Raw genomic sequence first — 14,527 nt, forward strand, 5'->3', positions numbered from 1 at the left:
CCGCCCGGGCCGGCCCGGGCGGGCGCTGTCGTGTCGTGCGCGGCGGCCGCCGTGCGGCTGCGGCTCAGGAGTGGCCGAGGTCGGGCGCCGGGAGGTCCGCCTCCGGCACGGAGCCGGTGTCGCGGGAGGGCCGCAGCGAGAACTCGTCCGCGGCCATCGAGTCCAGCACGGGCGGCGCGGGCCGCAGCGGCGCGGGCATGACCGCGGCCTCCGAGTGGCCGCCGCAGCCGTAGGACAGCGACACCAGCCGTCCGTCCGCCGGGCTGAACTCGTTCGCGCAGACACCGAAGGCCTGGCCGAGCGAGCCGCCGACCGCGACGAGGAAGCCGCAGGAGACGCAGGAGGCGGGCGCCGCCTGCGCCATCGGGGTCTTCGCCCCGAAGGCCTCGTCCCAGCGGTCGGCCGCGCTGTGCAGGCCGTACCGGGACAGGACGCGGGCGCGCCGCATGCCGAGTTCCTCGGCGACGGAGGTGATGGAGCCGCGGACCGGGACCACGGTGCGGTCGGTGACGTCGGCGTCCTCCGCCTCGACCAGTTCGGCCATCTCGGGGGAGACCACCGAGTTCGGCGGCGGGGCGTCCTCGCCCGACCAGCCCTGCTCCAGGCGCAGGTCCTCGGCGTCGGTGGGCAGCAGGTCGCCGGGGCCCATGTCGCCGGGGCGCAGCCGCTCGCTCCACGGCACCCACTCGGGGGCCAGCAGGGCGTCGTCGCCGGGCAGCAGCACCGTTTCGTCGAGGGTGACGTTCTTCGCGCGGGAGGCGCGGGTCACGGTGACGGCCCAGCGCCAGCCCCGGTAGCCCGGTTCCTTGCACTCGAAGTAGTGGGTGACGACCCGGTCGCCCTCCGCCACGACGGAGGCGTGCTCCCCCACCACGCCGGGGAAGGCGGCCTCCTCGGCCGCCGCGCGGGCGAGTTCTACCGCCTCGGCGCACAGGCGGTCGGGGGTACGCGGGGTACGGCTTCGCGTCGTCGCAGCACTCACTGGTCTCGTTCTCTCCTACGCCGTCTCACGTGTGCGCCGTCCGTACTGTCGTCCACAACGACCCGTCGGTGCTGTCCGTACGTGGCGCGGGCGGAGCGGACCAGAGGGCCGCGTCGACGTCCGCACCCGATCGGCCTCGGGCGCACCTGCCTGCGATCCATTCTGCGGGATCGCGAAGAGGCGCGCGGCCAAGAGCAACCGCCGGTGGCGCGCTACGCACGCTACCTCCTCCGAAGCCCCGGGCCCACATGCAAGGTCCGATTCGCGGGACGAGGACGCGGTGAACCGGTGCCGGACCGGGGCCGTCGGGCATCCGCGACGCGCCGGGGGACGTTCGTACGGGCCCCTGTGGGGCACTATGGCCACGTGGCATCCGTACGGTCGTCCGGTGACGGCTCGGGACCGGCCAGGAAGGCCGGCCGAGCCATGGGGCATGCCCTGCACCTGCCCATCACCGGCACGGCGCGGGGGATCCGCCGGGCCACGCACGCCCACGGCGCCGGCGAATCGGGGCTCGGCAAGCTCATCGAACTGCACGCCATCAACGGCGCCGGCGATGTGATGATCACCGTGGCGCTGGCCTCCACGGTGTTCTTCTCCGTCCCCACGGACGAGGCCCGCGGCCGGGTCGCGCTGTACCTGGCGATCACGATGGCCCCCTTCACCCTGCTGGCCCCGGTGATCGGTCCCCTGCTGGACCGGCTGCCGCACGGGCGGCGGGCCGCGATGGCGGCCGCGATGCTGGCCCGGGCCCTGCTGGCGGTGATGATGTCCGGCGCGGTGGCCACCGGGGGCCTGGAGCTCTATCCGGCGGCCCTGGGCGTCCTGGTGGCGTCCAAGGCGTACGGGGTGGTCCGCAGCGCGGTGGTGCCCCGGCTGCTGCCCCCCGGGTTCTCACTCGTCAAGGCGAACTCCCGGGTGACGCTGGCCGGGTTGCTGGCCACCGGCGCGGCGGCGCCGGTCGGCGCGGGCCTGCAGATGATCGGGCCGCCGTGGCCCCTGTACGGGGCTTGCGCGATCTTCATCTGGGGCACCTTCGCCGCCTTCACGCTGCCCCACAAGGTGGACGAGGCCAAGGGCGAGCGCCGCGCCCGGCTCTCGACGCACGAGGCGCACTCGAAGCGGCCGGGCCTGCGCACGGTCAGCCGCCCGGTGCTGTGCGGGCTGCTGGCGAACGCCTCGATGCGCGCCCTGTCCGGATTCCTGATCTTCTTCCTGGCGTTCCTGCTGCGCGAACACCCCCTGGCAGGGCAGAGCGCCGCGGTGTCGCTGGGCATCGTGGGCGTCTGCGCGGGCGTCGGCAACGCCTGCGGCACGGCGGTGGGCGCCTGGCTGCGGGCGCGCGCTCCGGAGGCCATCATCGCGGCGGTGCTGTCCGCCACCCTCGGCGTGGCGGTGCTGGCGGCGGTCCTGTTCAGCGGGCTCTTCATGGCCGTGCTCGCCGCGACCGCCGGCTTCTGCCAGGCGCTGGCGAAGCTCTCCCTGGACGCGATGATCCAGCGCGACGTGCCGGAGGCCGTGCGCACCTCCGCGTTCGCCCGTTCGGAGACCCTGCTGCAGGTGGCCTGGGTGCTGGGCGGCGCCATCGGCATCGCGCTGCCGCTGAACGGCGTCCTGGGGATGGCCGTCGCCGCGGTCGTGGTGGCCCTGGGCACCACGATGGCCGTCCGCGGCCTCCTCTCCTCCCCCGGACACCACCCGGGCACCTCCCGCCCCCGCGTGGCGTAGCCCGTCCCGTGACGGGGCCCGCGGTCCGGCGGCGCCGCAACGCGGCCGGTGGGACCCCGTGCAGCGGCGCAGCCCAGGGGCCCGATAGCCTTCGGCTCATGACCGCACCGCTTTTCTCGGGTAGGGCCCGCCGCAGCGTCGCGGCCCTCGGAGCCGTGTCCGCCGGCCTCCTCCTCCTCTCCGCCTGCGGCGACAAGCCGACCCCGCTGGCGACCGTCACCGTCGGCACCTCGTCGGTGTCCGCCGAATCCGCCTGCCACGACGGCACCGAGCTCTCCACGGACAAGGTCCAGCAGTGCCTCACCGGCCTGAAGGACGCCAAGACCGTCGAGTACACCCGGGGCGACACGCTGCGCCTCGGGGTGGAGCCGGAGGTCGTCGAGGACGGCAGGAAGTGGCAGGCGGTCCTCGACGGGCAGCCGATCACCGAGCCCTCCTCGAACACCTACCGCAGCTTCCCGGGCGCCGACGTCTTCGCGACCGGCGGCCAGGGCGAGGCCCCCTCGTCGAAGAAGCTCGCCATCGTCCAGGTGGCCGAGGACGGCAAGCCCCTGTCCGTCTGGTCCTTCAACCTCAAGCTCAAGTAGCCGGGCGGTACCCGTGCGCGCGCTCGTCGTGACCGCGGTGGCGGCGGAGGCCGACTCCGTCCTCACCGGCCTGACCCCTCATCCGGACGCCTTCGGTCCAGAGCCGCGCACCCTCCCCGGCGGGTACCTCATCGCCCGCCGGGACCTTCCGGGCACCGCCTTCGACGTGCTCGTCGGGGGCGTCGGCCCGGCGGCCGCCGCGGCCGCCACCGCCACGGCCCTGGCCCTGTCCCCGTACGCACTCGTCGTCTCCGCCGGGATCGGCGGCGGGTTCCCGCCCGCCGCGCCGGTGGGCTCCCTCGTCGTCGCGGACGCGATCGTCGCCGCCGACCTGGGGGCCGAGACCGACGAGGGCTTCCTCGACGTGCAGACCCTCGGCTTCGGGCACGCCGTGCACCTGCCGCCCGCCGAACTCGCGGCCCGCGCCGCCGAGGCCACCGGGGCGCTGCTCGCGCCCGTGCTGAGCGCCTCCACCGTCACCGGCACCGCCGCCCGGGCCGCCGCCCTGGCCGCCCGCCACCCGATGGCCGGCGCCGAGGCCATGGAGGGTTTCGGGGTCGCGGAGGCGGCGGCCGCGCACGGGCTGCCCGTGCTGGAGATCCGGGCGGTCTCCAACGCCGTGGGCCCGCGCGACCGTGCCGCCTGGCGGATCGGGGACGCACTCGCCGCCCTCGCCGACGGCTTCCGCGTCCTGGGGCCCGTACTCGCGAACTGGGGAGAACGCCATGAACACCGCTGACCCCGCACCGCTGCGGATCGCCTATTCGCCCTGTCCGAACGACACCTTCGTCTTCGACGCCTGGGCCCACGGCCGGGTGCCGGACGCGCCCGCCCTCGACGTCGCCTTCGCCGACATCGACCTCACCAACGGCATGGCCGAACGCGGCGAACTGGACGTGCTGAAGGTGTCCTACGCCGTCCTGCCCTGGGTGCTGGAGGAGTACGCGCTGCTGCCCTGCGGCGGGGCCCTGGGGCGCGGCTGCGGCCCGCTCGTGCTGTCCCGGGAGCCCGGCCTGGACCTGACGGGCCGTACGGTCGCCGTGCCGAGCGAACGCTCCACCGCCTACCTGCTGTTCCGGCTGTGGGCGGCCGACGTGCTGCCCGAGGGCGTCGGCACGGTGGTCGTGCTGCCGTTCCACGAGATCATGCCCGCGGTGCGCGACGGCCGGGTGGACGCCGGACTGGTCATCCACGAGGCCCGGTTCACCTACCGGGACTACGGGCTGCACTGCCTGGCCGACATGGGCGAGCACTGGGAGTCCACCACGGGCCTGCCGATCCCCCTCGGCGCGATCATCGCGAAGCGGTCGCTGGGCACGGAACGGCTGCGCGCGCTGGCCGCGGCGGCCCGCACGTCGGTACGGATGGCCTGGGCGGACCCGGAGGCCTCGCGGCCCTACGTCCGCGCCCACGCGCAGGAACTGGACCCGGCCGTCGCCGACCAGCACATCGGGCTCTACGTCAACGAGTTCACCGCCGACCTCGGCGAGGACGGGTACGCGGCGGTACGGGGGCTGCTGACCCGGGCGGCCGCCGAGGGCCTGGTGCCGGCGATCGCGCCGGGCGCGCTGGACTTCCCCTAGGACCGGGCCGCACACGGCACTGCCCCGCGGCTCGCAGCGAGCGGCGGGGCAGCAGCCGGGGCCCGGGACCGGTGGCCGGCGCGGGTCAGACGTCGAGCTGGTCGGCCACGGCGCGCAGCAGACCGGCGATCTTGCCGCCGTGCACCTTGTCGGGGTAGCGGCCGCGCTCCAGCATCGGGGTGATGTTCTCCAGCAGGGTCGTCAGGTCCTGCACGATCGAGGCGAGCTCGTCGGGCTTGCGGCGCTGGGCGGCCGCGACGGACGGCGCCGGGTCGAGCACCGTCACCGACAGGGCCTGGTCCCCGCGCTGGCCGGCGACGACGCCGAACTCGACGCGCTGGCCGGGCTTGAGGGCCTCGACGCCGCTGGGGAGGACCGACGAGTGGACGAAGACGTCGCCGCCGTCGTCGCGGGAGAGGAAGCCGAAGCCCTTCTCGCTGTTGAACCACTTGACCTTGCCGGTGGGCAAAGCACGCACCCCGTCTCACATACCCGAAACCGAACCAACATGTCTCAGCAGGTCAGGGTATCCATGTACCAAGGCCGTGACTGCCTGCTCCGCTGTGAAGAGTCTCCCCTCACAACCACCCCGTCAAGCATGGCCGAACCCCCTCTGCCCGGATCTCGTCCCTGGGCGCGGACCCGGCCGGCGGGCGGCGGGAACTACCCTGGTGCGGTGACTGAAACTTCTCGCGCCGACGAAGCCCGGCCCGGCGACGGCCTGGTCAAGGCCGGCGGCATCGTGTTCCTCGCGGGCGCCGTCGCCACGCTCGCCACGATGGCCCCGCTGTTCCTCGACGTCGACCCGTTCCCCTCGTGGGCCTGGGCCGTGTGCATGCTCATGGGCGTCGGCTTCGCCCTCTCCGCCGCGGGCGTGCTCCGCTCGGCCGCGGCCGGCCGCCGGGCCGCCCGGGAGTCGCAGGCCTGACCCGGTCGGGCCCGGCCGGGCCCCACCGCAAGGGGACCGCCCGCGCCGCCTACGCCGCCTCCTGCGGGTCCTGACCGGCCACGTACCGCGCGAGCCAGGCCGGCAGCGCGGTCAGGTCCGGGAGCACCACGTCGGCGCCCGCCGCACGCAGTTCCGGCTCCGCGCACGGACCGGTCGGCACCGCAACCGACAGCGCCCCGGCCGTACGGGCCCCCCGCACGTCGCCGACGTGGTCGCCGACGTAGACCTGGGCCCCGTACTCGCGCAGCGCACCGGCCTTGGCCTCCGCCCACAGCCAGCCGATGACGGCGTCCGGCTCGATGCCGAGGTGCCGCAGGTGCAGGCGGGCGTTGGGCTCGTGCTTGGCGGTGACGACGATCGCCCGGCCGCCTAGGGACCGGACGGCCTCGACCGCCTCGCGTGCCCCCGGCAGCGCCGGGGTCGGAGCGATGGCGTGCGCGGGGTAGATCTCCCGGTACCGGTCGGCCACGGCCGGGATCTCGTCCGCGGGGAACCAGTGCGCGAGCTCCTCGTCCAGCGGCGGACCCAGCCGCGTCACGGCCGCGTCGGCGTCGATGTACGTGCCCGTCTCGGCGGACAGGGCCTGGTAGGCGGCCTTGATGCCCGGGCGCGAATCGATGAGGGTCATGTCGAGGTCGAAGCCGACGGTGAGGTTCATACCGGCCATTGTGCCGACGCGGGCCGCCGGGAGGAGAACACCGGCCGAGGGCCGCCTTGCCGGACCGTGAAGGCGCAGGCGCCGACAGCACAGGCGCCGGCAGCGCGGGCCCCGGCCCGGACGCCCCCGGGGGTCAGCGGCGGCGGGCCCGCCACACCAGGTACGCCGCCGAGGCCAGCCCCGCGCCCCGCAGCAGCCACGGCCACATGCCGGTCAGGGCCCCGCTCAGCTGGTCCTCGGCCAGGGTCTGGCCCCACTTGCCGTTCATCCGGCCCCACAGCCACAGCCCGGCCCCCGCGAGGACCAGCCCCGGCGGTCCGAACACGACCCACTTGCGCTCGGCCGGGGCCAGCACCCGCGAGGCGTACGGCAGGGCCCAGCCCACGAGGAGGAGCAGCCAGTAGCCGCTGAGCACACCGGCGACGAGGACGGCCGCCGCCAGCAGCAGGAAGGCGTTCGGCCGGGGCCGGACCGCGGCCGCGACCGCCGCGGCCGGCGGCGCGGGGGCCGCCGCGGCGGCCTCCCTGCGTGCCCGCCGCCGCTCCCGCAGGAACCGGACCAGGGTCTGCCGGCGCTCCCCGGCGGCCGCCCCGGGCGCCGCTCCGGCCGGCGCACCCGCCGCCGCCGCTCCGGCCGGCGCCGCGTCCGTCTCCCCGGGCCCGTCCTCGGGGGCGCCGTCCTCCTCGTAGTCCCCCTTGAACAGGTCCGGGATCTCGATGCCGCCCGCGAACCCCTCCACTCGGGGCCCCCCGTACGCCCCCGGCGCCACCCGCCACCAGTCGGGTTCGGCGCCGCCCGAGGGGCCGAGGTCGTCGAGCCCGGCCAGGTGCGGAGGCACGTTCTGCGGCCCCGCCGGCGCGGCGGGCCCGGCCGCTGCCCCGCGGCGCATCAGACGGCCCGGCCCCCGCTGCACCGGCACGGACTGCGGGGGCTCCGCCGCGGGCGCCGCGGCGGTGGCGCCGCCGGAGGCCGCGAGGGTGTCCAGGATCTCCTCGGGCGTGCCGATCCGCTCCAGGATGCGCCGTACCGCGGCGGTGGTCTCCGGTTCGTACGTGGCGCGCCGACGGTCGATCTCGTCGCGCAGCCCCGCCACCAGCCGCATCCGGTCACCGGAGGACAGCTGCCGGCGCTGCGCCAAGTCCCCGACGCGGCTCAGATATTCGTAGACCAGATGGTCGCTCTCGATCCCCATGCCCCGGCTCCTCCCGTACCGCCTGCCGGAACCGTAGCGCGTGCGCCCGTGGAGCGGTCCGGGGCACAGCGGATACCGTTGGCCGGATGGGGACCGGCCGACTGACCGGCCGACGCGACCAGGAGGCGACTGTGCCTGAGGCAAGCACTGCTGCGGGAAGAACGGGGGCGGGTACGGGCCGAAGTCCGGCCGAGGCCACGGGTGCAGGCGGTCCGCGGTCCCTCGCCGAGGCCCTGCGCAGCCGCGACGACGCGGCCCTCGCGGCTCTGCTGCGGGCACGACCGGACCTGATCGGCCCGGTGCCGGGCGACGTGACCCAGCTGGCCACCCGGGCCGGGACCCGGGCCTCGGTCGTCCGGGCCCTGGAGCGCCTCGACCGGTTCGCGCTGCAGACCGCCGAAGCCCTGGCGGTGGCTCCCGAACCGTGCCCGTACCCGGTGCTGGAGTCCCTGCTCACCGGGCGGTCCGGCGCGGATCCCGCGAGCCGGGACGCGCACCCGGTCCGCGCCGCGCTCCCCCGGGCCCTGGGGACCCTGCGCGACCAGGCCCTGGTGTGGGGCGACGGGGACCGGCTGCGGCTGGTCCGCACGGCCCGCGAGCTGCTGGCACCCTCGGCCCAGCGGCCCTCCCCGACCGGGCTGGGCCCGACCGTCGCCGAGGCGACGGCCGGGATGTCACCCACCCGCATCCAGGAGATCGTGCTGGCCGCCGGGCTGCCCGCCACCCACGACCCGGTGTCCGCGGTAACCGCGCTGACCGGACTGTTCACCGACCCGGACCGGATGTCCGCACTGCTGGACGAGGCCCCGGCGGAGGCGCACCAGGTGCTGGGGCGGCTCGTATGGGGCCCGCCGTACGGGGAGGTCACCCCCCAGCCGACCCCGCCGGTGCGCTGGCTGCGCGACCGCGGCCTGCTGCTGCCCGCCACCGCCCGGACCGTGGTCCTGCCCCGCGAGGTCGCCCTCCACCTGCGCGGCGGCCTCGCCCACCGGGACACCGCGCCGGTGGCGCCGCCGGTGACCGTGCACCGCGAGCACCGCCCGCCGCTGGTGGACGCCAACGCCGCCGGCCAGGCACTGGCCGCGCTGTCGACCGTCGAGGAACTGGTGAAGTCCTGGGAGCACGCCGGTCCGCCGGTACTGCGCGCGGGCGGCCTCTCCGTACGGGACCTCAAGCGCGCCGCCGCCGCCCTGGACACCACGGAGAGCGCGGCGGCCTTCTGGATCGAACTCGGCTACGCGGCCGGGCTGCTGGCGAGCGACGGAGAGGCCGACGAGCGGTACGCGCCCACCCCCGCCTTCGACGACTGGTGCGAACTCCCCCCGCCGGACCGGTGGGCGGCGCTGGCCGCGGCATGGCTGCCCGCCACCCGCACGGCCGGACTGGTCGGCGAACAGGACGCCAAGGGCCGCACCCTGTCCGCCCTCGGCCCCGAACTGGACCGCTCCGCCGCCGCCGAGGTGCGCCGGCGCGTCCTGGAACTCCTGGCCGACCTGCCCGAAGGGGCCTCCGCCGACCCGGACGCCCTGCTGGCGCGGCTCGCCTGGGAACGCCCCGTCCGCGGCGCGAGCGACCTGCGGGCCCGCCTCGCGCGCTGGGCCCTCACCGAGGCGGAGGTCCTCGGCGTCACCGGGCGCGGCGCACTCAGCGCCTTCGGACGCGCCCTGCTGGAGCACCGCGACCCGGCGCCGCTGCTGGCCCCGCTGCTCCCCGAGCCCGTGGACCACGTACTGCTCCAGGCCGACCTGACGGCGGTGGCCCCCGGGCCGCTGCGCCGCCCGCTCGGCGACACCCTGGCGGTGCTCGCCGACGTGGAGTCCAAGGGCGGGGCGACGGTGTACCGGTTCACGCCCGGCTCGGTGCGCCGCGCCCTGGACGCCGGCCATGCCGCCGCCGACCTGCACGCCTTCCTCAAGGAGCACAGCCGTACCCCGGTCCCGCAGCCGCTGGCGTACCTGATCGACGACGTGGCCCGCCGGCACGGGCACCTGCGGGTCGGCGCAGCCTCCTCGTACGTGCGCTGCGACGACGACGCGATGCTCGGCGAGATCCTCGCCGACAAGCGCTCGGCCGGGCTGGGGCTGCGCCGCCTCGCGCCGACGGTGCTGGCCGCGCAGGCCGAACCGACGGCGCTGCTCGACGGGTTGCGGGCGATGGGGTACGCGCCGGCCGCCGAGTCCCGTACCGGCGACGTGCTCGTGGCCCGGGCCGACGCCCGCCGTACACCGCCCCGTTCGGCGCCCGCCCCGGTCCCGGACGGGCCGCCGGTCCCGGACGCGACGCTGCTGTCGGCGGCCGTACGCGCCATCCGCGCCGGCGACCTGGCGGCGACGGCGGTCCGCAAGGAGCCCGCCGCGGCCACCGGCGCGCCCGGTGAACTCCCGCGCACGAGCGCGGCGGAGACCCTGGCCACGGTGCAGGCGGCCGCGCTGACCGGGACGGCGGTGTGGATCGGCTACGTGAACGCGGACGGCGCGGCCAGCCAGCGGGTCATCGCCCCCGTGCGGGTGGAGGGCGGCTTCGTCACCGGCTACGACCACACGGCCGACGAGGTCCGCACCTTCGCCCTGCACCGGATCACCGGCGTCGCGGAGCTCGCGGACGAGCACCTCTGAGGGGGCCGCGCGGCCCCCGTACTGCGTCCAGGCCCGCCAGGCCCGCGGCGGGGGCCGGAAAAGCGGTGGCCCTTCCGGACGCGGCCCCGCAGGCTGAAGCCATGCCCGACCACGAACCCGCCGCCCGCGGCGGCGAACCGGCCCGCCGGATCCGCGCCGTGCACACCGCCAACACCGTCACCGTGTACCAGGCCTACGACCCCCGCCTGGGGGTCCCGGCGGCCCGTGACGGGCGCTTCCCGCCGGACTGGAAGCGGGAGCGGATGACCTGGGTCAAGCCCTCGTTCCTGTGGATGATGTACCGCTGCGGGTGGGCCGCCAAGCCAGGCCAGGAGACCGTCCTCGCGATCGAGGTCACCCGCGAGGGCTTCGACCGGGCGCTGGGCGAGGCCTGCCTCTCCCACCACGCCCCCGGCGTCCACCCGGACCGGGACACCTGGCGGCGGGCGCTGCGCACGGCCTCGGTCCGCGTCCAGTGGGACCCGGAGCGGGACCTGCACCTGAACGCACTGCCGTACCGCTCGCTGCAACTGGGCCTGTCCGGCCCGGCCTCGCGGGCGTACGCCGACGAGTGGACCGTCTCGATCCGCGACGTCACCCCGCTGGCCCGGGAGGTCCACTCCCTGGTCCGGGCCGGCGAGGACACGGCCGCGCGCGCCCTGCTGCCCGTGGAACTCCCGTACCCCGCAGGGCCCCTGCCCCACCTGGGCGCCTGAACCTTTCCGGTCACAGCACTACTGCTGTGGCGCCTGCGCCCCCACCTCGGCCTCCAGGTCGATGAAGGGGACCGTGTCGCCGGGCAGCACGTACCGGTCGACCTCGGTGAAGCCGTGCGCCAGCGCGAACCGCAGGCCGTCCCGGTTCGACTCCAGGACCACCGTCCGGATCCGCCGCGCCCCGAGCTCCCGGGCCTGGGCCAGCCCGTACGCGTACAGCCGGCCGCCGTGCCCCCGGCGGCGGTGCTCGGGCAGGATCCGCGCGATCACCGTGGGCAGCGGCTCCCCGTCGGCGGGCGGCCGGACCGTCATGCAGCCCACCAGCACGCCGCCGGCGTACGCGACGTCGAGCCGGCCCCGGCCCGCCCGCTCGCGCACCTCGGCGGCGGAGAGCGGGGCCGTGGGAACGACCAGGTTGTGGACGTACTGCCAGTCCCGCAGGGCCTGACCGTCGCCCCGGCCCGCGTCCGCCCGCTCGATGTGAAGATCGTCCATTCCCCCAGGCAACTCCTCCCCGGCCACCCCGTCAACCGTGCGGCGCCGGCCCCGGCCCGTGTGTCGGGGGTGCCCGCGGAGGTGCCGTGGGGCGGCGGGTTCCGTGTCACCAGGGCGTACGGCACACTGGAGGTTTGACCTGAGTGAAACGGGGCGCCGCGCGTGAATGGTCCACTGATCGTCCAAAGCGACAAAACCCTCCTTCTGGAGGTCGACCACGAACTCTCCGGCGCCGCCCGGCGGGCCATCGCTCCCTTCGCCGAGCTGGAGCGGGCACCCGAGCACATCCACACCTACCGGATCACCCCGCTGGGCCTGTGGAACGCGCGGGCCGCCGGGCACGACGCCGAGCAGGTCGTCGACGCGCTCGTGGAGTTCTCCCGCTACCCCGTGCCGCACGCCCTGCTCGTCGACGTCGCCGAGACCATGGCGCGCTACGGCCGGCTGACCCTCAGCAAGCACCCGGTGCACGGGCTGGTGCTGACCAGCACCGACCGCCCGGTGCTGGAGGAGATCCTGCGCTCCAAGCGGATCACCCCGCTCGTCGGGGCGCGGCTCGACGCCGACACGGTGGCCGTGCACCCCTCCGAGCGCGGCCAGATCAAGCAGACGCTGCTCAAGCTGGGCTGGCCGGCCGAGGACCTCGCCGGGTACGTCGACGGCGAGGCGCACCAGATCGACCTGGCCGAGGACGGCTGGGCGCTGCGCCCGTACCAGCAGCAGGCCGTCGAGGGCTTCTGGCACGGCGGTTCCGGTGTGGTCGTGCTGCCCTGCGGCGCCGGCAAGACGCTGGTGGGCGCCGGGGCGATGGCCATGGCGAAGGCGACGACGCTGATCCTGGTCACGAACACCGTCTCGGCCCGCCAGTGGAAGCACGAGCTGGTCAAGCGGACCTCGCTGACCGAGGAGGAGATCGGCGAGTACTCCGGCACCCGCAAGGAGATCCGGCCGGTCACCATCGCGACGTACCAGGTCCTGACCACGAAGCGGAAGGGCGTCTACCCGCACCTGGAGCTCTTCGACTCCCGGGACTGGGGCCTGATCGTCTACGACGAGGTGCACCTGCTGCCCGCGCCGGTGTTCAAGTTCACCGCCGACCTGCAGGCCCGCCGCCGCCTCGGCCTGACGGCGACCCTCGTCCGCGAGGACGGGCGCGAGTCGGACGTGTTCTCCCTCATCGGGCCGAAGCGCTTCGACGCTCCGTGGAAGGAGATCGAGGCGCAGGGCTACATCGCGCCGGCCGACTGCGTCGAGGTCCGCGTGAACCTGACGGAGTCGGAGCGGCTGGCGTACGCGACCGCCGAGACGGAGGAGAAGTACCGCTTCTGCGCGACGACGGCGACGAAGCGGAAGGTCACGGAGGCGCTGGTGCGCAAGCACCAGGGCGAGCAGACCCTCGTCATCGGCCAGTACATCGACCAGCTCGACGAGCTCGGCGAGCACCTCGACGCCCCCGTGATCAAGGGCGAGACCTCCAACGCGCAGCGGGAGAAGCTCTTCAACGCCTTCCGGGAGGGCGAGATCAGCGTGCTGGTCGTGTCGAAGGTGGCGAACTTCTCCATCGACCTGCCCGAGGCCACGGTCGCGATCCAGGTGTCGGGCACCTTCGGCTCCCGCCAGGAGGAGGCGCAGCGACTGGGCCGCGTCCTGCGCCCGAAGGCCGACGGCCACGAGGCCCGCTTCTACTCGGTGGTGGCGCGGGACACGATCGACCAGGACTTCGCGGCGCACCGGCAGCGCTTCCTGGCCGAGCAGGGCTACGCCTACCGGATCATGGACGCCGACGAGTTGCTGGCCGAGGGCTGACGGCCCCGGGCGGCCGCCCGGCCCACCAGGGCGATCAGGACGGCCGTCAGGGGGACGGCCCACACCCACAGCCGTGACCAGTCCCCCAGGGGCAGGTGCCGGGCCCAGAACTCCGCGGAGGCCTGGGGCAGGACGAGCAGCCCCAGCAGCGCGGTGCCGGTGAAGGCGGCCAGGGCCGTCAGCCCGGCGCGGACGCGGCCGGTCAGCAGCAGGTACCCGGCGAGGACCGCCGAGGCCGGGGTGGCTCCGGCGGCGATGCCCAGCGCGAAGCCCTTGCCGAGCGCCGCCTGCGGCCGGCCGAGGTCCCATACGGCCAGGCAGGCGAGGGCCAGGTTGATCTGGGCGGGCAGCGGGGCCTGGAACAGGGGCTCCAGCCACAGCCCGGCGATGGTTGCGGCGAGCACGGGCCCGGTCCGGGCGGGCAGGCCGGCGAGCCGGCAGGACAACAGCACCAGCAGGGCGAGCAGACAGGCGTTGCCGAGGACGAACACGGCGCGCAGCAGCCCCGGCGGCAGCCAGGCGGCGGGGGTGAACAGGATCGCCGCGAACGGCGGGTACGCGGACGGCGGCTGCCACTCGGCGGTGGACAGGCCGTCGGCGAAGGCGTCCGCCATCGGGATCCGCAGGGCCACGCAGAGCACGCCGAGCGCGAGCAGCGGCCCGCTGAGCAGGGCGCCGGCGGACGACGAGGACGAGCGGCTGGCGTCGGTGGTCCGGATCACGGCGCGACCCTAGTGGATCACCCGGCTCCGTCCGCGGTATCCGGCCAAGCCCCGCCGGACGGCCGGCGGTCGGAGGTCCGGGGGTTGGTGGCGCGGTGGTCGGTGGCCCGGAGGTCCGGTGGTCGGTGGGCCGGTGGGCCGGTGGGTGCGTCAGCGGCGGGCGACGCCGGCGTCCTCGGCGTACTCGCCCAGCAGGACCACGCTGACGGTGGCCGCGGCGAACACCTTCGCGGCGCGCAGGACGCCGCCGAGGCCGGTGCGGGGGCGGGAGTCGGAAAGGGCGGTGGCGCCGCTCGGGCGGCGGCCCCGGGCCGGGGCGAGGGTTGCGGTGCTCATGGATCCATGGTGGGTCGGCGCCCCCGCCCGGCGCATCGGCCGAGGGGCGGAACCCCGGGGCGCCCGGTCTCCCCCTCTCGGCCCATACGGGCCCCCGGGACCCCCTACTCCAGGCCGACCCCCACCCGTACGGGCGTTCCGGCCCAGACGGCTGCCGA

Annotated in this window: 15 protein-coding genes; 8 read left to right on the forward strand and 7 right to left on the reverse strand. The window is 75.7% G+C overall.

The features are described from left to right. Nucleotides 1-64: 64 nt before the first annotated feature. A complete protein-coding gene (locus tag ACLJTM_RS01770) occupies nt 65-982 on the reverse strand; it encodes a DUF3027 domain-containing protein (RefSeq protein ID WP_411101537.1) in 918 nt (305 codons plus the stop codon). Between the two features lie 426 nt (nt 983-1,408). On the opposite strand from ACLJTM_RS01770, the gene ACLJTM_RS01775 reads away from it, so the two are divergent. From ACLJTM_RS01775 to ACLJTM_RS01790, 4 genes are all read left to right on the forward strand, one after another. Then, nucleotides 1,409-2,710 carry an MFS transporter gene (locus ACLJTM_RS01775; RefSeq protein WP_411102245.1) on the forward strand — a complete coding sequence of 434 codons (1,302 nt, stop codon included), beginning with the start codon at nt 1,409-1,411 and terminating at the stop codon, nt 2,708-2,710. 98 nt (nt 2,711-2,808) lie between these two features. Continuing rightward, entirely contained in the window at nt 2,809-3,297 is a 489-nt protein-coding gene (locus ACLJTM_RS01780) for a DUF2771 domain-containing protein (protein WP_411101538.1), read from the forward strand. A gap of 13 nt (nt 3,298-3,310) precedes the next feature. After that, the gene (locus ACLJTM_RS01785; protein ID WP_411101539.1) at nt 3,311-4,036 is read left to right on the forward strand and encodes a futalosine hydrolase; all 726 of its coding nucleotides are present in this window, start codon (nt 3,311-3,313) and stop codon (nt 4,034-4,036) included. Then, nucleotides 4,023-4,880 (forward strand): 1,4-dihydroxy-6-naphthoate synthase, encoded by an 858-nt coding sequence (locus tag ACLJTM_RS01790; RefSeq protein WP_411101540.1) that lies wholly within the window; start codon nt 4,023-4,025, stop codon nt 4,878-4,880. The genes ACLJTM_RS01785 and ACLJTM_RS01790 overlap by 14 nt, the downstream gene beginning before the upstream one ends. Before the next feature lie 85 nt (nt 4,881-4,965). On the opposite strand, the gene ACLJTM_RS01795 is transcribed toward ACLJTM_RS01790, so the two are convergent. Continuing rightward, nucleotides 4,966-5,349, reverse strand: a complete 384-nt coding sequence (locus ACLJTM_RS01795) for a cold-shock protein (RefSeq protein WP_411102246.1) — start codon at nt 5,347-5,349, stop codon at nt 4,966-4,968. A 207-nt stretch (nt 5,350-5,556) separates the two neighbouring features. Between ACLJTM_RS01795 and ACLJTM_RS01800 the strand changes: the two genes are divergently transcribed. Further along, nucleotides 5,557-5,808 (forward strand): hypothetical protein, encoded by a 252-nt coding sequence (locus ACLJTM_RS01800; protein WP_411101541.1) that lies wholly within the window; start codon nt 5,557-5,559, stop codon nt 5,806-5,808. 49 nt (nt 5,809-5,857) lie between these two features. On the opposite strand, the gene ACLJTM_RS01805 is transcribed toward ACLJTM_RS01800, so the two are convergent. Further along, the gene (locus ACLJTM_RS01805; RefSeq protein ID WP_411101542.1) at nt 5,858-6,487 is read right to left on the reverse strand and encodes an HAD family hydrolase; all 630 of its coding nucleotides are present in this window, start codon (nt 6,485-6,487) and stop codon (nt 5,858-5,860) included. A 133-nt stretch (nt 6,488-6,620) separates the two neighbouring features. Then, nucleotides 6,621-7,679, reverse strand: a complete 1,059-nt coding sequence (locus ACLJTM_RS01810; RefSeq protein WP_411101543.1) for a hypothetical protein — start codon at nt 7,677-7,679, stop codon at nt 6,621-6,623. An 86-nt stretch (nt 7,680-7,765) separates the two neighbouring features. On the opposite strand from ACLJTM_RS01810, the gene ACLJTM_RS01815 reads away from it, so the two are divergent. Further along, nucleotides 7,766-10,294: a helicase-associated domain-containing protein gene (locus ACLJTM_RS01815; RefSeq protein ID WP_411101544.1), complete on the forward strand. Its 2,529-nt coding sequence runs from the start codon at nt 7,766-7,768 to the stop codon at nt 10,292-10,294. A gap of 101 nt (nt 10,295-10,395) precedes the next feature. Next, nucleotides 10,396-11,010, forward strand: coding sequence for a DUF4291 domain-containing protein (locus ACLJTM_RS01820; RefSeq protein ID WP_411101545.1), 615 nt, complete (start codon nt 10,396-10,398; stop codon nt 11,008-11,010). Between the two features lie 18 nt (nt 11,011-11,028). On the opposite strand, the gene ACLJTM_RS01825 is transcribed toward ACLJTM_RS01820, so the two are convergent. Continuing rightward, nucleotides 11,029-11,505 carry a GNAT family N-acetyltransferase gene (locus ACLJTM_RS01825; RefSeq protein WP_411101546.1) on the reverse strand — a complete coding sequence of 159 codons (477 nt, stop codon included), beginning with the start codon at nt 11,503-11,505 and terminating at the stop codon, nt 11,029-11,031. Nucleotides 11,506-11,667: 162 nt separating this feature from the next. Between ACLJTM_RS01825 and ACLJTM_RS01830 the strand changes: the two genes are divergently transcribed. Then, entirely contained in the window at nt 11,668-13,311 is a 1,644-nt protein-coding gene (locus tag ACLJTM_RS01830; RefSeq protein WP_411101547.1) for a DNA repair helicase XPB, read from the forward strand. Here the strand turns inward: ACLJTM_RS01830 and ACLJTM_RS01835 are convergent. Continuing rightward, nucleotides 13,269-14,033 carry a glycosyltransferase 87 family protein gene (locus tag ACLJTM_RS01835; RefSeq protein ID WP_411101548.1) on the reverse strand — a complete coding sequence of 255 codons (765 nt, stop codon included), beginning with the start codon at nt 14,031-14,033 and terminating at the stop codon, nt 13,269-13,271. The two genes, ACLJTM_RS01830 and ACLJTM_RS01835, sit on opposite strands and share 43 nt — an antisense overlap. A gap of 150 nt (nt 14,034-14,183) precedes the next feature. Next, nucleotides 14,184-14,369, reverse strand: coding sequence for a hypothetical protein (locus ACLJTM_RS01840; protein ID WP_411101549.1), 186 nt, complete (start codon nt 14,367-14,369; stop codon nt 14,184-14,186). Between the last annotated feature and the right edge of the window lie 158 nt (nt 14,370-14,527).

The organism is Streptomyces sp. cmx-4-9 (assembly GCF_046548835.1).
GTDB lineage: Bacteria > Actinomycetota > Actinomycetes > Streptomycetales > Streptomycetaceae > Streptomyces.